We start from the raw sequence: 19,463 nt of genomic DNA, 5'->3' as shown, positions 1-19,463 counted from the left end.
AATGATGGAAATTTTCATCTGATGAATTAAATTGTGGTAATAATTTTTACCACAACAGCTCATCAAGGATAAAAATTTATGTCATCACACTTTAGCGGTGCTTCCTCAGGCAGCTGGTTTGAAAAAGCCCAGCGCTTTGGTAAGTCGTTTATGTTGCCAATTGCCGTTCTCCCGGCGGCGGGATTGCTGCTGGGTATTGGCGGCGCCCTCTCCAATCCCAACACGATTCAAGCCTATCCATTTCTCGATGTTGCCTGGCTACAGGGCGTGTTCACAATCATGGCGAGTGCCGGTTCGGTGGTGTTTGCCAACCTGGCGGTGCTGTTTGCGGTGGGTGTCGCGGTAGGATTGGCCAAAGGTGATAAAGGGACTGCGGGTCTTGCCTCGCTACTGGCTTATCTGGTGATGAATGCAACCATCAACGCGCTCCTCACGCTAACCGGCGTGATGGCAGAAAGCCATCTCAGCGCGGTGGGCCAAGGCATGGCACTCGGCATTCAGACGCTGGAAACGGGCGTGTTTGGTGGCGTAATTATTGGCTTGGTGACGGCAATACTGCACAACCGTTACAACAAAATTGCGCTGCCGCAGTTTCTTGGCTTCTTTGGCGGCTCGCGTTTCGTACCGATCATCAGTTCGTTGGCCGCCATTTTAGTCGGTGCGGCGATGACTATCGTCTGGCCGCACTTTCAAAAGTTAATTTTTGGTCTGGGAGGGCTAGTGGATGCAACCGGCTATTTCGGCACCTTTATTTACGGCTTCGTGCTGCGCATGCTCGGCCCGTTTGGCCTGCATCACATCTTCTATCTGCCATTCTGGACCACAGCGCTTGGAGGGAGCGAAGTGATCAATGGGCATTTGGTGGAAGGGACGCAGCGTATCTTCTTCGCCCAGCTCGCCGATCCCACTACGCAGCAATTCTATGTCGGTACATCACGCTTTATGTCCGGCCGCTTCATCACCATGATGTTTGGCCTGATTGGAGCATGTCTGGCGATGTATCACACCGCCAGACCGGAAAATCGTAAGCGCGTGGCCGGCTTGTTGTTATCAGCGGCGTTAACCTCCTTCCTCACGGGCATTACCGAACCGATTGAGTTCTCATTTCTCTTCGTTGCGCCGGTGCTCTACGTGATTCACGCCCTGTTCGATGGCCTGGCGTTTATGATCGCCCACCTCCTGCATATCACCATCGGCCAGACATTCTCCGGCGGACTGATTGATTTCATTCTTTTCGGCGTATTACAGGGCGAAGCGAAAACCCATTGGTGGTACGTACCGCTGGTTGGCGTGCCGTGGTTCCTGCTCTATTACTTTACCTTCCGCCTGCTGATTAGCCGTTTCAATTTCAAAACTCCCGGCCGCGAAGACAGCAACATCGAAAGCGCTCCCTTGGTGGTTGGCGAGCGTCCACAGCAGGTGATCGCCGCATTAGGCGGCAAAGCGAATATTGTCGAGCTGGATTGCTGCGCCACACGCTTGCGTATCACCCTGCTGGATGGCAGCAAACTCAATGAAGACGCACTGAAAGCCACCGGCGCCCGCGCGGTGATCCAACGTGGCAAAGGCGTGCAGGTAATTTATGGTCCGCACGTCACCATTATCAAAAATGAAGTAGAGGAGTTACTCGCGCTATGAAAGCACCCATGCTGGCACAGATTAAAGGAAAACTGGTGGTCTCGTGCCAGGCGCTGGAAAATGAGCCGTTGCACAGTCCATTTATTATGTCGCGCATGGCGTTGGCGGCCAAAGAAGGCGGCGCGGCAGCGATTCGCGCTAATAGCCTGATTGACGTGCAGCAGATTATGCAAACCGTAAATCTGCCGATTATTGCCATTATCAAGCGCGACTATCCCGGCAGCGATGTCTATATCACCGCCACCTTGCAAGAAGTGGATGAGCTGATGGTGGCGAACCCCGCGATGATTGCTCTGGATGCTACGTTCCATCACCGCGCTGGCGACCTGCAGTTGCCCGCGCTGGTGGCAGCAATTCGCCAGCGCTATCCACAGCTGCTGCTGATGGCCGACATTGCTACGGTTGAAGAGGCCCGTCAGGCATCTCAGTTAGGCTTTGACTGCGTGGGCACCACGCTGCACGGTTACACCGCGGAAACGCAAGGCTGTTATTTGGCGGCCAATGAGTACCGCTTTCTGCGCGACGTGCTTGCAGCGGTCAACGTGCCGGTGATTGCCGAAGGGAATGTTGAAACGCCAGCTATGGCGGCACGCTGCCTCGCCCTTGGGGCGCATGCGGTGGTGGTCGGCGGTGCGATTACGCGTCCGCAACAGATCACTCGTCGCTTTGTGGATGCGATGCGTTAACGGTGCGGTGCCCTTAAAGGGCACCGCTAATAAGGTTATCCACAATCCCCGTGCGTAGAGTCGGCGTTATCCTGTGGATAAAACTCTTCTTACTGCATACAGCGCCTGATACACGCGCGCGGTTACTTTTTGCACGATTCAAAAGCACGGCTGTGGCAGCCGACTAAATCGAGCCCGCTTTCTCAATCACCAGTACGCGCGCTTCGCCTTGCGGATGCGCGACATGTTCAGTGCCGATGCTGGCATAAAAGATATCGCCGGTATTGAGCAACACGCTTTGCACCTCTCCCGCTTCGCGATAATGCATCTCTACCGTGCCATCCAGCACCGCAAACACTTCTTCTCCGTCATTGATGTGCCATTTGTAAGGTTGATTGGTCCAGTGCAAACGCACGCTGGTGCCTGAGAAATTTGCGATGTCTAGCGCATCCCAAGCATTAGCGGGTGTGTAATTTTTACTGACATACGTTTTCATGACATATCCGATTAACTGAGGGCTGCAACGATATTACACACCACGACTCGCAAGCGTGGGACAGGTGCAGACCATTTACGGACATCCAGATACAGCAAAGCCGCCCGGAGGCGGCCTTAACACAACGTCTATTCAGAGACTTATTTGTACAGCTCAGCAGTCATGTGAACGCGGTTATTGGTGTTAGCTTCAGTAATTTTATACTGTGCGCCCTGCTGCTGTGCCTGAGCGGCAATTTTCGCTTCTGCGCCATCAAGCGTTGATGACTCAACTGAAATGCTTTGTGCAAAGCTGGCAGCAGACATCAGTGAAAGAGCGGCAACGGCGGCGATAGACAGTGTTTTGATGGTTTTCATGGTCATAATCCTTAGTGGTTTATTAAGAAGGCTGTGTGCCTTCGATGAAAATAATAATAACCCAAGTTATCGTTTCAATATTAACCATTAGTGCGATCACGATAACTTACGTAACTATATGCTTCGGCGAGTTTTATATACAAAAAAGGCCGCCCGTAGGCGACCTGTTCTGGCACATCCGTATGCAACCATCCTTTATTTATACAGTTCAGCCGTCATGTGTACGACATTACCGTTGCTGGCTTCCAGGATGCGATATTGCTCGCCATTCTGTTTGGCCTGCGCAGCAATTTTGGCCTCAGCACCATCCAGAGTCAGCGAAGTGGCGGAAACGGTTTGTGCGAAGCTCGCAGCAGACATCAATGAAAGAGCGGCGGCAGCAGCGATAGTCAGTGTTTTGATAGTTTTCATGGTCATAATCCTTTAGGTGTTTGTTGTGAAGGCTGTGTGCCTTCGATGGAAACAATGATAACCAATGAAACTATTATCAGATTAACTATTAGTGCGATCACAGTTAATTACCTAACTATCACTCACCCAATTCCAGCCCGACAATCACTTTATGGACTTCGGCAGCCTCGGCGGCAGCTAGCGGTCGCAACGGCCGCGGCAGACAATCCATCTCTGCCAGTCCCAAATTGCTTGCTGCGGCGGCGATGACGCGAAGACTTCCGCCGTGCCTGGTAAACAGCGCCCAAAGCGGTGCCAGACGTTGTGCCTGTGCGGCAACGCTAGCAAAATCTCCCGCCATTGCCGCATCAGTGATGGCTTTAGCGGTGCGCGGGAACAGTCCGCCACACACCGAATACCACAGGTCGCAACCGGCGATCAGCCCTGCACCCGCGAACGCATCGCCGCTCACGCCAATCGAGACGCGTGCTGGTAAGTCTGCACGCAATGCCTGTACCCTCTGCGTGGCGGCTGCAATATCCGCAGGTACGCCGGGGATTTTGATGGAGGCAATATGTGGCAGCGTGGCGATGCGGGCATGTAACGCATCAGAGAAAACAGTGTGGGTCGTACCGGGATTATCGTAAACGCAGATTGGCAGGGACACATGCCGCGAGACATCCTGATAAAAGCCAAACACCTCTTCATCATTCAATTTTTGATACGAAACGGCCGGTAGTAATAAGGCACTCGCGCCAGCCTGCTGCGCATCATCGGCCAGCCGCAGCACCTCATCAGTACTTATTGCGCCAATACTTACCATCACCGGAATGTTATCCGCATGCTGAACGGCCAGGGTAGCAATGCGCTTGCGCTGTTCACGCGTAAAATAGGCGTAGCTGCCGGTGGAACCTAATATGCCAAGCGAATCTACTTGCGCATCAGTTAGCCTTTTGAGGATGTTAAGAAAAGCTTTTTCGTCGATACCAGAAGCATTCAGCGGAGTCAGAGGAAACGCACTTAAACCTTTAAACATAACCAGCGCCTTATTAAGAGATAACAGTGAACAGAATCTTTTCCTGCTTGGTTATAAGCCATTAGAAACAAAAATGCCCTCTTACGAGGGCATAATTAACGCTGCAACCACAATCTTATTTCAGTGAGATACGCGCAATCTGATCCTGGCCTTTAGTGGAGGAGTCTTTATTGAACTCCGCTTTCAGCGTGACATACAAAGTATTGTTGTCCGGACCAATCAGCAGGCTATTTGGATGGTTATCAAACGACCAGCTGTTTTTCACCGCATAGGTGGTGGCATCCAGCTGCAGCACTTTCTTCGATTCGCGCTGGCTAATGTAGATCTCATTACGCTTAGCATTAAACTTGATGCCCAGCGCATCACCTTCGATGCGTTTAATCACTTTGCCAGTACGCTCATCGAATACCAGCGTGGTCTTGCCTTTCGAATCATCGGTAACAAACAGTCGACCGGTGGCCGGGTCTTCCGCCATGTTCAGGAACAGGTACTCTTTGCCATCGCCCGCAGTCCAGCGTTTTTCAATCTTATGCGTACGTGGATTGATCACCAAAATCTCACCTGCACCGTTGGTGGCATAAATACGCTCCGTCAGCGGTGAATAGATGATACCGGTCACCCATTTGCCCGCATTCTGGATGGTTGCTTTCAGCTTAAAGCTTTTCTCGTCAACCACGGAGATATAACCGGGATCCGCCACGCGGCCGACATATAACTCGTTACCGTGCCACAGCACTTCACGCGCGCCCGCCGGATAACCTTCTTTATCTTTCTTACCTGGGAAGACTAAACGCTGCAAAACCTTCCCCGTTTGCGCGTCCACTTTGGAGAGGGCGCCATCCAGCGAGTTGGTGGTGTAGAACACGCTGCCTTCTTCATCAATCGCGGTACCGAAGTTTTTCAGATCGGTATGCGTTACCCCTTTGGTCGCCAAAGTGGTGGGATCGAGGCGGTAAATCACGCCGCCGTTGACGTCTTTGAAGCTCTGAGCACTGGCAACATAGAGCGCTTTCGCAGCAGGCGAGTACGCCATTTCATACAGTCCGTCACCCAGCGTGCGTTGGGTCAACGCAGTATCAGCAGGCTTGGCGGCAGCAGCTGGCGCTTCAGCTTTTTTAGCGGGTGCCTGACAAGCGGTCAGGCTGAATGCGGCAACAACCGCAGCAGCAACGGCCGCTTTGCGCGGGCTAAATAACGATTTCATGCTCAACTCCATCAATGGATGAACGGCCCCGTAGCACCTGTGCGCGTACGGAAAACACAAGAAGAATGAGAATCATACGCATTAGCATGAACTTAGCAACTCTTCCGACGCTTTTATCCCCTCCACACGCATTTCATTCCGGGAATAACGCTTTTCCAAACCCGCAAACGTCTTCAGAATTCACCCTACGTGCCAAATAAATGTGAAAACGTTGGCAATTAACGGGTTATTTTCATACATAACCAATTGATATTTATCAAGTACACATATTATTACAATTGCAAATGAAACCTTCCGAGAATATCTAAAGCAAATGATTATCATTGCCCTTCTCATTTGTGGCTTAACAGCGTTATACGTGTTTCTCTCCCTGCCCTTAACGGCGGTATCGGAGTAACACCAATGATAAGAACTGGAGCGCAACAGCTTCAAACAACGCTGTTTTTATAGGAAGTTTTATGTCTGGCATCAGGAATACCTTTAGCGTCTCAATACTGGCTATGGCGATACATGCCCTGCTCAACCCAGCCGTGGCACAAGCAGCGGCCTCCAGCAGCAATAGCCAACAGGATTTGGTAGTGGATGCGACAACCAGCGCGGATGAAGACAATGAAAAGCAGGATTACGCCGTAAAAACCACGCGTGCTGGCACAAAATTGTTGCTGACCCCGCGCGATGTTCCGCAATCGCTGAGCGTGGTAACCCAGCAGCGTATGCAAGATCAGAATCTGCAATCGGTGAACGATGTACTGACCAATGCCACCGGCATCTCCACCAATTTGATCGATAGCGAGCGTTCGGAATACTATTCGCGCGGTTTTAAAATCAGCAATTTCTCTTACGACGGCATTCCAACTTCGGTTAACGACAGCTGGAATTACGGTGATGCCGCATCTGATACCGCCATTTACGATCGCATCGAGATTGTACGCGGTGCCACCGGCTTAATGACCGGTGCGGGCAGCCCCGCAGCATCAATCAATATGGTACGCAAGCACGCCGATAGCAAAACCTTCACCGGTTCGATCAGCGCCAGCTACGGCAGTTGGAACAAACAGCGCTACGTCGCCGATCTCTCTGCGCCACTGAATCAGGATGGCAGCTTGCGCGGTCGTGTCGTAACCGGTTACAGCGATGAAGATGGCTGGCTCGACCGCTACCACAAAACAAAAAAATTCCTCTATGGCGTGCTTGATGCGGATATCACCGAGCACACCACCCTGTCGCTGGGCTACGACTATGAAGACGCCAACACCGGAAATCCGACATGGGGTGGCTTACCCATGTTCTATAGCAATAACGCCACCACGCATTACGATCGTAGCCTTAACTCCGCGGCTAACTGGGCGCGTTATAACACCAACTCCCGCAAAGTGTTCGCCGATATCGACCATAACTTCGATAACGGCTGGAATATCCACGTTAACGGCACACACGCGGAGAACACGTTCAACGATAAGTTGTTATATGTGATGGGCAATGCCGATCAGGATACGGGTGAAGGCACCACCGGCTACGGCAGCATGGATCGTGGCAAACGCCAGATGGACTCTTTCGACGGTTATGCCAGCGGTCCGATTGAACTGTTAGGTCGTCAGCATCAGTTAATGGCGGGCGTCAGCTATAGCCGCCAGCACAACGCGACATATAGCCAGGATGGCGTCACGGATCTGGAAAACTACGATATCGCCACCAGCGATATGGGGATCTTCAATAACAGCTGGAACGGCAACATTGCCGAACCGCAGTGGCAAGGCTGGTATCAGAACGCTAATGACACTATCCGCCAGAAATCGGCCTACACCGCCGCGCGTTTCTCGCTGGCCGATCCGCTTTCGCTGATTATTGGTGCGCGTTATACGCAGTGGAGCACCAATGGCAGCAGCGGCGACATGACCAAAAACAACACTACGCCGTATGCGGGTTTGGTGTATGACATTAATGATACCTGGTCCGCTTACGGCAGCTACACCTCCATCTTCCTGCCGCAAACCTATCGCGACACCAGCGGCAAATATCTGTCACCGGTTACCGGTAAAAGCTATGAAACCGGGCTGAAATCTGCCTGGTATGATGGTCGATTAACGGCGACGGTTGCAGTGTTCCGCATTGAACAGGATAACGTCGGGCAGGCAATTGATGGTGTTTATCTTAGCGGCAGCGAGCAGGCATACGCGCCGGCCAAAGGGGCGGTCAGTAAAGGTGCGGAGTTTGAGCTGAATGGAGCGCTAACGGATAATCTGCAGCTGACTTTCGGTGCCACACGCTATGTCGCTCGGGATAAAGAGGGCCGCTTCAACAGCTACCAGCCGCAAACGTCTTTCAAGCTGTTTACGCGTTATCAACTGCCAATGCTGCCCGATCTAACGGTTGGCGGTGGGCTGAACTGGCAAAATCGCGTGTTTGAAGACGCGACCAATGCCACTGGTGATACCGTGCGCGTTTATCAAGGTAGCTATCCGCTGGCATCCGTGTTTGCGCGTTATCAGGTTACTAAGCAGGTGGCAGTGCAGGCTAACGTAGATAACCTCTTTGACCGCGAATATTACAGCTACATGAACAGCTACGTATATGGCGCACCGCGTAGCTTCTCAATGAGCCTGTCATATCAATTCTAATCTATCCGGATCACCCAACAGGGTAAGGTGCGCATTTATGCGCACCTCCAATCAAACCTTGTTTTTATAATTGAAACTGATCTGTGAATTTTGTTCTTTCGGCAAACGTCGTGCCTCCAAATAAACCGATTTCCAATACGGATTATTTAGCGATGAGCGCATCACGCCCTGGCTTACAGAGGCGTGCAGGAACTGATGATCGGTGTCATAAAAGCCAACGTGCAACTCACGTTTAATGCGGAAGAAGACTAAGTCACCCGGCTGCAAATGCGCCTGATCCACCGGCTTGCCCATGGCAATTAACTCTTTGGTGGTGACACGATCCATGGGAATATTGAAGCGATCTTTCAGCGTGCGCCAGACAAATCCTGAACAATCCACGCCGGTTAATTGCGTGCCGCCCCACTGATATTTTGTCCCTTCCCATGAATGCATTTGATCGTGCAGCGCTGCAATTACCGGAATCAAATCGGGCTGCTTGCCACCCTCGGCCGAAGTATCAACGCTCTCCTCAGCAGGCGCGTGTGAAGACTTAGATGAACAACCTGCCAGGGTAAAGAGAAACAGACAGGCGATAACTTTGCAGGCCGCAGAATTGATCATGTTATGGTGTTTTCGCTGAGGAGACAGGGGTTAGAGATTTATACCGTAAAGAAGTTGCAGAAATAAATAGCCGCGCGGCGAAATCTTTTAATTACCGCTTGGTTTTACCTAAGTTTACGCTTCGGTAACATCTTGTATTTGAGTTAAAAATCTATTTTCTTTAGCGCTAATTTTTTGTGCAGGAGAATATTTACCCCTCCTGCACAGAATGTCATCAATTTCGCCTTACAGCTGTAAGTTTAATACTTGCCGGAGAAGTTGGCGCTTATACGCTGCGCCAGATAATCCCGGGCGGAAATAGGCGGATACTTTTTCTCCGGTCCTTCGATAATCACATCCTCATTAGCCTGACAGAAAAACGCCAGGCTATAGCGTGCCGGGACAGATTCGCCAGGTAATGGATTACTGACGCGATGGAAATTGGACGGCAATTTATCATCGCTCCAGCGCATCAGCATATCGCCGACATTACAGGTAATAACGCCTTCCAGCGGTTCGATGGGCGTCCACACCTGCTCTTCCATCTCTTTACCTGGACACACCTGTAAACCGCCCTGCCCATCGCGCTGGAACAGCAAAGTCAGGCAATCAAAATCGGTATGCGCACCGGCACGCCACGGCCCATCAGGCTCGCCGCTAATGGCAAAGTAGTGCAGCATGCGCAACGTACTTTGATAGGTTTCACGTGAAGGTTCGTGCGCCTGAGCAAAGAAATCGTCCGGGAAGCCCAGCTTAAGCGCGAAACAGGAAAGCAAACGCATCCCCACTTCCCAGCACTGGCGTTCAAATTTCAGCACATCGCGTTGAAAATCCGGTAAGGCATCATCAGGCCACAGTTCTGCCATACGCGGCCGCGTTATCTGATACGACTCTTTTTGATCGGGTTTACCGGTGGAAGGACGGATTTGCGCCCGATATTCCCAGCCCGCGTTACGGCTTAACGGATAACGTGCTTTCTCACGTTGCGGCAGTGCAAAAAAGCGCTCAGCGTTAGCAAAGGCAGCGTTGATATCGTCTAGCGGAATGCCGTGGCCCGAAACCTGGAAAAAACCGATCTCCGTGGCGGCTTGCCACAGCTGCTCGGCTATTTCGGGTTTACGCTGTTCAAAATCAGAGAGATCGATGATGCGCACATCGCGTGCTGCCTCAACGCCGCGCGCGCCCATGCGCGATTCTTTAGCCAGTTCATGCATGTCAAAAGTAGTCTTTTCCATTGGTGCACCTCGTTATTGAGCGATAACGGATGACACGCCCGCAGCGTGGCAGTCATCCCCGCGCCTATTTGCTCTACTACAACAGGCGATCGAGCAATGACCCACCGGGCAAAACCACGGCTGACAGCTTCTACTCATGTTCACTCAAGCAAAGCCTGTGCCAGCTCGGGAAGCCACGCAGAATCAATAGGTTAAATAAAGTGGCATGCCCATCGTGCACAAAGGCGGTGCAACAACCGCCATGATGCATCCTGAATGAGCAGCGCCTGAGAGAAATGTGACAGAGGAGTTAATAAAATATATGTATATTCATATCGTTACATAAATGGCATGCGCTTTGCTAATTCCCCACTGAGTATAAGCGGTCAGCGTGACACCAGATTCACGCAGGACATTGCTCTACAGCGTTAGCTGTACCTCGTCAGGGGACGATGCTTTTATTACCGGCATCGTGAGCACGCCATGCGCCGCTGCGCCCCTGATGATGACGACAAACTCAACGTTTATTGGGGGTTATTATGACAATGTCACGTTTCTCTTTACTCGCTGTGCTGCTCGGCACTTCTGCGCTGACGCACGCCGCAGACAAACTGGTGTTGCAAACCACCTGGGTCGCACAAGCCGAGCAAGGCGGCTATTACCAGGCGGTCGCTACTGGCATCTACAAAAAATATGGGCTGGATGTCGAAGTACGTTCAGGTGGGCCACAGCTCAATAACATGACGCTGCTGTTAGCGAATCGCGCCGATGTGATCGTCAGCTACGACCTGCAAGTGTTGCAGGGCATCGAACGCAATTTTCCGTTAAAAGCCATTGCTGCGCCCTTTCAGTTTGATCCTCAAGGCATTGTTACCCACGGCGATGTGAAATCATTGGATCAGCTTAAGGGCAAAACCGTGCTGGTATCAGCCAGCGGGCAAGCCAGTTGGTGGCCGTGGTTGAAAAGCAAATATCAGCTGCAGGATGGTCAGGCGCGTCCTTACACCTTCAACATGCAACCTTTCCTTGCCGATAAAAATACTGCGCAACAGGCTTACGCCACTTCCGAAGTGCAACAGATCAAAGAAGTGCAGCCCGACAGTAAATTCTATCTGTTTGCCGATTATGGCTATCCAGCCTACGGCGGCATTCTGGTTACGCGCGATGATTTACTGCAAAAAGAGCCGGATGTGATGAAACGCTTTGTTGCGGCTTCGATGGAAGGCTGGAAATCCTATCTCGCTAATCCGACAGCAGGCAATACGCTGATCAAAAAAGAGAACCCACAAATGACCGACGCCATTCTGGCTTTCGGCGTATCACAAATGAAGGCTTTGCACCTGATAGACGGCGGCGATGCAGCGAAACAGGGCCTAGGCGTGATGACCGAGCAACGCTGGCAGGCCACGCGTGATTTTATGGTCAACGCGGGATTGCTGAAAGCCGCCACCGATTGGCAACGTGCTTTCACCACCCAGTTCACTCCATCCGCTACGCAGTGAGGCCGCGATGAACCCACTGTTAATTAAACACTGCGCCGCGATTATGACCGGCGATAAACACCTGCCACGCAGCCAGGCACGCGATATACGTATTCGTGACGGCCTGATCGTCGAAATGGGCGATCTCATCGCGACAGCAGATGAAACGGTCATTGATGCCCGTGATTGCGTGGTCTATCCCGGCTGGGTCAATACCCATCACCATCTGTTTCAATCATTACTGAAAGGTGAACCTAAGGGTTTGAATCTGAGCCTTGGCGGCTGGCTGGCCGCCACGCCCTATCGCTTTCGCGGGGCATTCGATGAACAGACGTTTCGTATTGCTGTACGCGTTGGCCTGGTTGAATTAGTGCGTTCTGGCTGTACCACCCTTGCTGACCATCACTACCTATATTGGCCGGATATGCCGTTTGATGGCGCAGAAATCCTGTTCGATGAGGCCGCCAAACTGGGCGTGCGCTTTGTTTTGTGTCGCGGCGGCGCCACACAAAGTCGTGGCCTGGAAAGCGACTTACCTGGCGCGCTGCGTCCGGAAAACTTCCACAGCATGATGGCGGATGTCGATCGCCTGGTTGCGCGCTATCATCAACCGCACGATCGGGCGATGCGTCGCATCGTGATGGCACCTACCACCACTTTGCACTCCACCACGCCTCAGGAGTTACGCGAAAGCGCGCGCCTCGCCCGTCAGCTCGGTATTCGCCTGCATAGTCATCTCTCCGAGACCGTTGACTATCTCGATGCGGCGCGCAGCAAATTCGGTATGACGCCGCTGCAATTTTGCGCTGAACACGACTGGATTGGTGACGATGTCTGGTTCGCACATCTGGTAAAACTGCTGCCGGAAGAGATCGCGATGCTGGGTGCGGCAGGCAGCGGCATCGCGCATTGCCCGCAAAGTAATGCGCGCCTCGGTAGCGGCATTGCCGATGTAGTCGCAATGGAACAAGCCGGCATGAAAATCTCAATTGGCGTAGATGGTGCGGCATCGAACGAAGCGGCAGATATGCAAAGTGAAACCCACGCTGCCTGGCAGTTACAGCGCGTACGTAAAGGCATGCAGGCCCAGCCGCGCTATGCTGGTGGTACGTATGAAGGTGGAGGTGATGCCGCCAGCATTGAGGATGTGGTGCGCTGGGGCACGTCGGGCGGCGCGCAGGTGCTGGGATTGCACACCGGGCGCATTGCGCCGGGCATGGCTGCCGACATCGCCATTTATCGCCTCGACGATCCGCGCTATTTTGGCCTGCATGATATGGCCATCGGTCCGATAGCCAGCGGCGGGCGCGCCAGCGTGAAAGCGCTTATTTGCGATGGACATGTTGTGATGCAGGAAGATGTGATTCCGGGACTGGATGTGGCTGAATTGCGCCGCGACGCTGCGCAAGCGGTGAAAACCTTGCAGCAGCGCGCGGGAGTATAAGCCGTGTTACGCCGCTGCGTCTTTCTTGCGCAGCGGTGATTCTGGCAACATCAGAGAAAGGATAAAGGCCAGCAACATCACCACCGCCGCCATTTGAAACGCGGCGTGCACCGCGTCGCCAAAGACCTGTAAATACGCCTGCTGCACATCAGGGGGGAGATGATGCACCGCCTCTGGATCGAGCGCGCGCGGCAGCGTTTTGCCTTGTTCCACCAGCGAGGTCAGGCCCGATTTCAGCACCTGGCTGAATACCGCCCCAAACAGCGCCACGCCGATTGAGCCGCCAACGGAACGGAATAGCGTTACTGATGAGGTTGCCACGCCAATCCTGTCCGGCGTTACCGTGTTCTGCACCGCCAGCACCAGCACCTGCATTACCATCCCCATTCCCATGCCTAACACACAGGCGAACAGGTAAATGTGCCACAGCGGTGCATCAATGGTTAGCGTGGTCAGCAGCGCCATGCCGATGGTTGCCAGCAATGTACCGGCAATTGGGAACAGGCGATATTTGCCGGTTCGGCTGATAATGCGCCCGCTGGCGATGGACGTGACCAGCAACCCGCCCATCAACGGCAGTAATTGTAAACCCGCTTCGGTCGGCGTCGATCCCTTCACCACTTGCAGATAGAGCGGTAGAAAGGTAACGCTTCCAAACAGCGCCATGCCGACGATAAAGGCCATTAAACTGGCGAGGGAGAAGCTACGATTACGAAACAGCGCCAGCGGAATAATCGGCTCCCAGGCGCGACGCTCTTCATAAACAAACCCGATCACCCCAATCACACCAAATGCCAGAATGCACCAGAGCTGAGGATCGGACCACGCGCGCAGCGTGCCGCCTTCACTGGTAAATAGCGTGATGCCCACCAGCGCCATGCTGAGGAACACCGCACCGGGAAAATCGATTTCGTGTGGCTTACGCTTGTTGTCGGTTTTGAACACCGCGTTGATGATTAACAGCGCCAGTAAACCCAACGGTAGATTGATATAAAAAATCCAGCGCCACGAGGCATGCTGCACAATAAAGCCGCCGAGCAGCGGGCCAATTACCGTTGCCAGGCCGAACACGCCGCCAAATAAGCCCTGATATTTACCGCGTTCCTGTGGTGGGATGACATCAGCCACCGCAGCCATGCTCACGACCATCAGGCCGCCGCCACCTAAACCTTGCAGCGCACGGGTAAAAATGAGCTGTTCCATATTCTGCGCTAACCCGCACAATGCGGAGCCTATCAGGAACAGTACCACCGAGATTTGCAACACCGTTTTGCGACCAAACAGATCGCCAAACTTGCCATACAACGGCACGACAATGGTGGATGCCAGCATATAAGCCGTGACGATCCACGACAGGCGATCGAGCCCGCCCAGCTCGCCCACAATAGTGGGCAGCGCGGTGGAGACGATAGTTTGATCCAGCGCCGATAACAGCATGACAAGAAGTAAAGCGCCCATCAGCAAGCGGATTGAAGGAGGATTCTCCTCCCCGCTGCCCGACGACGGTGTAAGAGTGTTAAGTTTCATCACAGACACCAATTGAAATTAATTAAATACACAATTAATATTGAGCACAGTCTGACATGAAGCAAGCGAGCGAGTAAAGATGACCGCAAAAAAAATCCCAGCAGCAGCGAAAACCACGGCAGCCAAACCGCGTCGTCCCGGCCGTCCACGCGGCGGCGCGATTAACGTGCAGCAGCGTGAATTGCTGCTTGATATCACTCTGGCGCTATACGCAGAAAACGGCATTGGCGAGACGTCACTGAATGCGATTGCGCGCAAAGCGGGCGTAAGTCCGGCAATGCTCAATTACTATTTTCAGTCCCGTGAATCACTACTGGATATTGTGGTTGAGGAGCGTTTTTTACCGTTACGTCAACGCCTGGTTGCGCACTTTATCGACGACCCGCGTGACCCTGTCACGACTTTTAGCGCGTTTATTCGCGAAGTCGCGGATATCGTCACGACATACAATTGGTTCGCCCCTTTGTGGATGCAGGAAGTGATGCAGGGTGAAGGCGGTTTAGGTCAGCACATTAAGAAGCGTTTTGGCCACGGTGAGCGTGATGAGGTAAAAAAAATGATTGAAGGCTGGCAGCAGCAGGGATTACTCAATGCAGATTTAGAGCCGCAGCTGCTGATGACATCAATCCTTAGCCTGGTATTGGTGCCCTTCACCCGCTTTGCCAACGATCCTGCATACAATCGCGACATCATCGTGCAGCATACCTTGAGTCTGTTTTGTCAGGGGATTAAACCCACATCACTCGCCGCTTCGTAGAGATTCATAGCGCTTCGTGACATTCCAATGGGCTATCCAAAACGTAAATCAGCGCGTCTTCTTTGCTTATCCCCTGGCGGGAATAAACGCTTTCTTATCCTCTGTAAGGGATAATGGCTCAACGTTATGCACCCTTAAGATGAGAATAAGAGATGATTTACAGTCCGCGCCAACTTGCCAATCACGTCAGGCTGATTCGTCAAAAGAACCAATGGACACAAAGTGAACTGGCGCAAAAAGTCGGGTTAAAGCAATCCACTATTTCTCATTTTGAAAACTATCCCGATCTGACCACGCTGGCAACCTTATTCAAAATTCTACAATCGCTGGATCTCCAAATGGATGTGCTGGAAAAAAATGAACTTTCTGCCTCTATATCGGAGAATGACTGGTGAAACAGGAGCTGATCGCCTGGATGAACGGTGAACGTGTAGCGAAGCATTTACCCGGGGATTTCCCGCAACATATCGCTGAACAACTGTTTGAGAACAGCATGCGTATGTTGGCACGTCTAAAAAAATAGTTTTTTTTCACCTCCACCGAAACTTTCCTTCCCGCCCCAGCGAACTGAACTACTGAGTCACCCAAATCGGAACTCCCCTACATCGCAGGAGCAGCTAATGAAACGCATGAAATCCCTCGTTTGTACCCTGACTATAACAGCAGCACTGGGTCTGTCCGCGTTCAACGCCGGTGCCGCATTGCCGGTAGGCGCTAAAGCCCCCAACTTTGAACTGCAGGGCGCGTTAGCCGGTAAGCCATTGACCTTCTCACTGGATAAAGCGCTGCAGAAAGGCCCAGTGGTACTCTATTTCTTCCCGGCCGCGTTCAGTAAGGGCTGCACCATCGAAGCGCACGATTTTGCCGAAGCCACAGATAGCTTTACCAAAATGGGCGCCACAGTCATTGGGGTCACCGCGGGCAATACCGATCAGGTTAGCGATTTCTCCAAACTGGAGTGCCGCGATAAATTTACCGTTGCCGCCGATCCGGGCGCAAAAGTGGCCGCACAATACCAAACCACCATGCAGATGAAAGGCAAAACCCTCTCCGATCGTACCTCTTACGTGATTGCGCCAGATGGCAATATTCTGCTGAGTTACACTGATAGAAACCCTGACACGCATATCGAGAAAGCGCTGGCCGCCGTTAAGCAGTACGACGCTTCTCATCCGCAAACTCACTAAGCAAAGAGGCCAGCGATGTTAACCGCCATGCTGGCCGCCTTCATCGGCGGCATTATTCTCAATCTTATGCCCTGCGTGTTTCCGGTGATCTCGCTGAAAGCACTCGGCCTGTTACGCCATACCGATAACGCCGCCAGCGCGCGCCGCGAAGGTTTGGGCTTTTTACTCGGCGTTGTCGTCACCATGATGGCGCTGGCGGGGATCTTGCTGGCGGCGCGAGCCGGTGGTGCCGCCGTTGGCTGGGGCTTCCAACTGCAATCGCCGTTGGTGATCGCCCTGCTTTCGCTGGTGATCCTTGCCGCCGCACTCAATTTACTTGGCGTGTTTGAAGTGGGTTTATCGGTACAGCGTGTAGGTTCGGTCGATGTCGGACGCGGCGCCTTTACGCGCTCAGCCTTGACCGGCGCGCTAGCGATTATCGTTGCGACACCCTGCGCCGCGCCGTTTATGGCCAGCGCCATCGGTTATGCGTTGGTACAGCCGCCTGCCGTTGCCTTAGTGATCTTTTTCGCGTTGGCGCTGGGCTTTGCCGCACCGTTTACGCTGGTTTCCCTGTTCCCGGCTTTGGCTAAATTCCTGCCGCGTCCCGGCGCATGGATGGATATTCTTAAGCGCGGCCTGGCGTTCCCTATGTTTGGTGCTTACGCCTGGCTGGTATGGGTTTTAGCGCAGCAAGCGGGCAGCGCAGCCCTCGCCACCTTACTGGCTGCCTCTGTGGTCGTTGCCTTCGCTGGCTGGTTATATGGGATGGCGCAGCATCGCCACTTCACCGGTAAAAGTCATAAAGTCATGTATAGCGTGACGGCGGTGTTAATTATCGCGGTGATCGCGCCACTACCCAGCCTGATCAAACCGGGCACAGGGCTGGCGGGCGATCGGCTCACGGCTGAAGTGAGCAAAGCCAAATGGTCGCCGCAAGCGGTTGAAGCGCAGCGCGGTCACGGTAAAGCGATCTTTGTCGATTTCACCGCCTCCTGGTGCATCACCTGCCAAGTGAACGAGAAAACCTCGCTCTCAACGCAGGCCGTGCAAGACGCGTTAGCAAAAACCGGTACGCTGTACATGGTGGCCGATTCCACTAAATTTAACCCGGACGTGGATGACACGATGAGTGAATTCGGCCAGGGTGGCTTACCGATGTATCTGGTGTACCCCGCCGATGGCGGACCGCCGAAAGTGCTGCCGCAGGTGCTGACACCCAGCATTGTGGTGAATGCGCTCAATCAGGCGGCAAGCAAGAAGGCGTAAGAACAACAAGGCGGATTATGCAAACAAGCGATAGCGCGCGCGAAAGTTGGCCCGCGCTAATGGAACGGGCGCAGGCGGGCGATCAGCTCGCCTATACCCGATTGCTCAAAGCGCTGGTGCCGGTGATTCGTTCGCAAGTGCGCAAGCACTTCAGCGATGAGGCATTAGTCGAAGATGTGATTCAGGATGTGCTGCTGGCAGTGCATCGGGTGCGTCACACCTATGATCCTGCCTACCCTTTTTTGCCCTGGCTGATGGCGATTATCTCGGCGCGCGCTATTGATGCATTGCGACGTCGCGGCCGCCATCAGCAGTGGGAAGTGAACGACGACGCATTACCGGAAGCCGCCAGCGTACCGGACGCGCACCGGCAAGATACGCAGGAAGAGCTGGCCGGTTACCTGCAACAGCTACCTTCGCGTCAGCGCGAAATTGTTGAACATGTTCACCTGCGTGAGATGAGCCTGACGGAAGCGGCCGCGCATAACAACCTGAGTGTGGCGGCGGTGAAATCGCTGCTACATCGCGCATTAACCAATTTGCGCCGCTTTGGAGCCAATCATGACCGATCATGACCTGTTAATTGAAAAACTCGGGCGCGAGATGCAACCCGTTAAACCGCTGCGTTCAACCGGCTGGCGCGTCTTTGTCTGGCTGCTACTGGCTCTCCCCTGCGGGATTGCCGCCAGCTTTTTAGTACAGCGCAGTTTCACCGACTGGACGCAGCCCGGCGCGCTACAGGCCATGTTGCAACTTGCGCTGGCGTTTGTACTCGGTACCCTGGCGATCCGCAGCGCCTTTACGATGAGCATCGCCGGACGTCGCAGCATCAGCTGGAAAGCGCTGCTGCCAATCGGTTTATTGTGGCTGGGCATGAGCATCAGCCAGATTCCCGGTGAAGTGCCGCTGGTGCATGATAACGACAGTACGCGCTGTTTTACCTTTTTGCTGGTGGTCAGCACGCCAATGATGCTGCTAATGATCGCCAGCCTGCGCCGTACTCGCGCACTGCATCCGGTACGCAGCTTAGCGATGGCGGGATTGGGCGTCTCCTGCATGGCGGTCACGCTGCTGGCGTTTTGCCATCCGGTCCATCTGCATCCAATGGATTTTGTCATGCATCTGGCTGCAATAGTGACCATTGTGGCAATGACGGTGTTGGTGGGAAAACGTTGGGTGACGTTGAAGTAAGAGAGTTAACTTTTTTAAGTTAATTTTTGGAGGGGATGCAAGTTACGCAAAAGTTTAAAAATTGGCTCAATCACATTGTAAAGGGCACATTTGTAAACTATAGAATAATAGCAATGCTAACATTATTCCCATCATTTACCTCATCCAAGGATTCGTATGAAAAAATTAATATTGGCATTATTAGCAACCTCACTATCTTTTAGCGCATTTGCTGCAGAACTGATGACAAAAGTAGAATTTGAAAAGGTGAAAGATCAATACGTTGAGGTGGGAAATATTTCCACTTCGGGTGAAACGGATGCGGCAAGCGCCAAAGAAGAACTGTCTAAACTGGCAGATGAAAAAGGCGGCGATATTTATATCGTTACCTCAGCAAATACCAATAATAAAATATATGGCACTGCGATCGTTTATAAGAAGAAGTAATGG

Annotated in this window: 21 protein-coding genes; 13 read left to right on the top strand and 8 right to left on the bottom strand. The window is 52.9% G+C overall.

The annotated features are described in order from the left end of the window. Positions 1-78: 78 nt before the first annotated feature. Together ACIP6T_RS13220 and ACIP6T_RS13215 are read left to right on the top strand one after the other, a co-directional pair. Positions 79-1,638, top strand: a complete 1,560-nt coding sequence (locus ACIP6T_RS13220) for a PTS transporter subunit EIIC (protein WP_400457617.1) — start codon at positions 79-81, stop codon at positions 1,636-1,638. Next, positions 1,635-2,324 carry an N-acetylmannosamine-6-phosphate 2-epimerase gene (locus ACIP6T_RS13215; protein WP_400457615.1) on the top strand — a complete coding sequence of 230 codons (690 nt, stop codon included), beginning with the start codon at positions 1,635-1,637 and terminating at the stop codon, positions 2,322-2,324. Before ACIP6T_RS13220 ends, ACIP6T_RS13215 begins: the two co-directional genes overlap by 4 nt. A gap of 163 nt (positions 2,325-2,487) precedes the next feature. Here ACIP6T_RS13215 and ACIP6T_RS13210 read toward each other — a convergent pair whose 3' ends face one another. From ACIP6T_RS13210 to ACIP6T_RS13190, 5 genes are all read right to left on the bottom strand, one after another. Continuing rightward, positions 2,488-2,799 carry a cupin domain-containing protein gene (locus tag ACIP6T_RS13210; RefSeq protein ID WP_097097979.1) on the bottom strand — a complete coding sequence of 104 codons (312 nt, stop codon included), beginning with the start codon at positions 2,797-2,799 and terminating at the stop codon, positions 2,488-2,490. 140 nt (positions 2,800-2,939) lie between these two features. Next, entirely contained in the window at positions 2,940-3,155 is a 216-nt protein-coding gene (locus tag ACIP6T_RS13205) for a YdgH/BhsA/McbA-like domain containing protein (protein ID WP_097097980.1), read from the bottom strand. A gap of 195 nt (positions 3,156-3,350) precedes the next feature. Further along, on the bottom strand, positions 3,351-3,566 hold the full coding sequence (locus ACIP6T_RS13200) for a YdgH/BhsA/McbA-like domain containing protein (protein WP_097097981.1): 216 nt from the start codon (positions 3,564-3,566) through the stop codon (positions 3,351-3,353). A gap of 118 nt (positions 3,567-3,684) precedes the next feature. Then, positions 3,685-4,581, bottom strand: a complete 897-nt coding sequence (locus ACIP6T_RS13195) for a dihydrodipicolinate synthase family protein (RefSeq protein ID WP_400457612.1) — start codon at positions 4,579-4,581, stop codon at positions 3,685-3,687. A 115-nt stretch (positions 4,582-4,696) separates the two neighbouring features. Beyond that, on the bottom strand, positions 4,697-5,785 hold the full coding sequence (locus tag ACIP6T_RS13190; protein WP_400457610.1) for a YncE family protein: 1,089 nt from the start codon (positions 5,783-5,785) through the stop codon (positions 4,697-4,699). Positions 5,786-6,243: 458 nt separating this feature from the next. Between ACIP6T_RS13190 and fhuE the strand changes: the two genes are divergently transcribed. Then, positions 6,244-8,403: a ferric-rhodotorulic acid/ferric-coprogen receptor FhuE gene (gene fhuE, locus ACIP6T_RS13185; protein WP_345830614.1), complete on the top strand. Its 2,160-nt coding sequence runs from the start codon at positions 6,244-6,246 to the stop codon at positions 8,401-8,403. Between the two features lie 51 nt (positions 8,404-8,454). On the opposite strand, the gene ACIP6T_RS13180 is transcribed toward fhuE, so the two are convergent. Continuing rightward, positions 8,455-9,006, bottom strand: a complete 552-nt coding sequence (locus tag ACIP6T_RS13180; protein WP_097097985.1) for a C40 family peptidase — start codon at positions 9,004-9,006, stop codon at positions 8,455-8,457. Positions 9,007-9,245: 239 nt separating this feature from the next. After that, positions 9,246-10,220, bottom strand: a complete 975-nt coding sequence (locus tag ACIP6T_RS13175) for an isopenicillin N synthase family dioxygenase (protein WP_400457608.1) — start codon at positions 10,218-10,220, stop codon at positions 9,246-9,248. A gap of 518 nt (positions 10,221-10,738) precedes the next feature. Here ACIP6T_RS13175 and ACIP6T_RS13170 point away from each other — a divergent pair. Both ACIP6T_RS13170 and ACIP6T_RS13165 read left to right on the top strand, forming a co-directional pair. Further along, positions 10,739-11,701 carry an ABC transporter substrate-binding protein gene (locus tag ACIP6T_RS13170; RefSeq protein ID WP_400457606.1) on the top strand — a complete coding sequence of 321 codons (963 nt, stop codon included), beginning with the start codon at positions 10,739-10,741 and terminating at the stop codon, positions 11,699-11,701. Between the two features lie 7 nt (positions 11,702-11,708). Beyond that, positions 11,709-13,124, top strand: a complete 1,416-nt coding sequence (locus ACIP6T_RS13165) for an amidohydrolase family protein (protein ID WP_345830612.1) — start codon at positions 11,709-11,711, stop codon at positions 13,122-13,124. A 6-nt stretch (positions 13,125-13,130) separates the two neighbouring features. On the opposite strand, the gene ACIP6T_RS13160 is transcribed toward ACIP6T_RS13165, so the two are convergent. After that, positions 13,131-14,651, bottom strand: a complete 1,521-nt coding sequence (locus ACIP6T_RS13160; protein WP_097097989.1) for an MDR family MFS transporter — start codon at positions 14,649-14,651, stop codon at positions 13,131-13,133. Between the two features lie 79 nt (positions 14,652-14,730). Here ACIP6T_RS13160 and ACIP6T_RS13155 point away from each other — a divergent pair, with 79 nt between their 5' ends. From ACIP6T_RS13155 to yahO, 8 genes are all read left to right on the top strand, one after another. Then, positions 14,731-15,408: a TetR/AcrR family transcriptional regulator gene (locus ACIP6T_RS13155; RefSeq protein WP_400457604.1), complete on the top strand. Its 678-nt coding sequence runs from the start codon at positions 14,731-14,733 to the stop codon at positions 15,406-15,408. A 152-nt stretch (positions 15,409-15,560) separates the two neighbouring features. Next, positions 15,561-15,803, top strand: coding sequence for a type II toxin-antitoxin system antitoxin HipB (hipB, locus tag ACIP6T_RS13150; RefSeq protein ID WP_400457602.1), 243 nt, complete (start codon positions 15,561-15,563; stop codon positions 15,801-15,803). Next, entirely contained in the window at positions 15,800-15,931 is a 132-nt protein-coding gene (locus ACIP6T_RS13145) for a hypothetical protein (protein WP_400457600.1), read from the top strand. Before hipB ends, ACIP6T_RS13145 begins: the two co-directional genes overlap by 4 nt. A gap of 97 nt (positions 15,932-16,028) precedes the next feature. Further along, entirely contained in the window at positions 16,029-16,595 is a 567-nt protein-coding gene (locus tag ACIP6T_RS13140; RefSeq protein ID WP_097097992.1) for a peroxiredoxin, read from the top strand. A 15-nt stretch (positions 16,596-16,610) separates the two neighbouring features. Then, positions 16,611-17,843: a protein-disulfide reductase DsbD family protein gene (locus ACIP6T_RS13135; protein WP_400457598.1), complete on the top strand. Its 1,233-nt coding sequence runs from the start codon at positions 16,611-16,613 to the stop codon at positions 17,841-17,843. A gap of 17 nt (positions 17,844-17,860) precedes the next feature. Then, a complete protein-coding gene (locus ACIP6T_RS13130; protein WP_400457597.1) occupies positions 17,861-18,418 on the top strand; it encodes a sigma-70 family RNA polymerase sigma factor in 558 nt (185 codons plus the stop codon). Next, positions 18,405-19,034 (top strand): NrsF family protein, encoded by a 630-nt coding sequence (locus ACIP6T_RS13125; RefSeq protein ID WP_345830604.1) that lies wholly within the window; start codon positions 18,405-18,407, stop codon positions 19,032-19,034. Before ACIP6T_RS13130 ends, ACIP6T_RS13125 begins: the two co-directional genes overlap by 14 nt. A gap of 156 nt (positions 19,035-19,190) precedes the next feature. Further along, complete coding sequence (gene yahO / locus ACIP6T_RS13120; RefSeq protein WP_097097996.1) at positions 19,191-19,460, top strand: DUF1471 family periplasmic protein YahO; 270 nt, start codon at positions 19,191-19,193, stop codon at positions 19,458-19,460. The last annotated feature ends 3 nt before the right edge of the window (positions 19,461-19,463 follow it).

This window comes from Pantoea sp. NPDC088449 (genome assembly GCF_044753225.1).
Classification (GTDB): domain Bacteria; phylum Pseudomonadota; class Gammaproteobacteria; order Enterobacterales; family Enterobacteriaceae; genus Pantoea; species Pantoea floridensis.
This window is presented reverse-complemented; position numbering and strand designations above follow the sequence as displayed.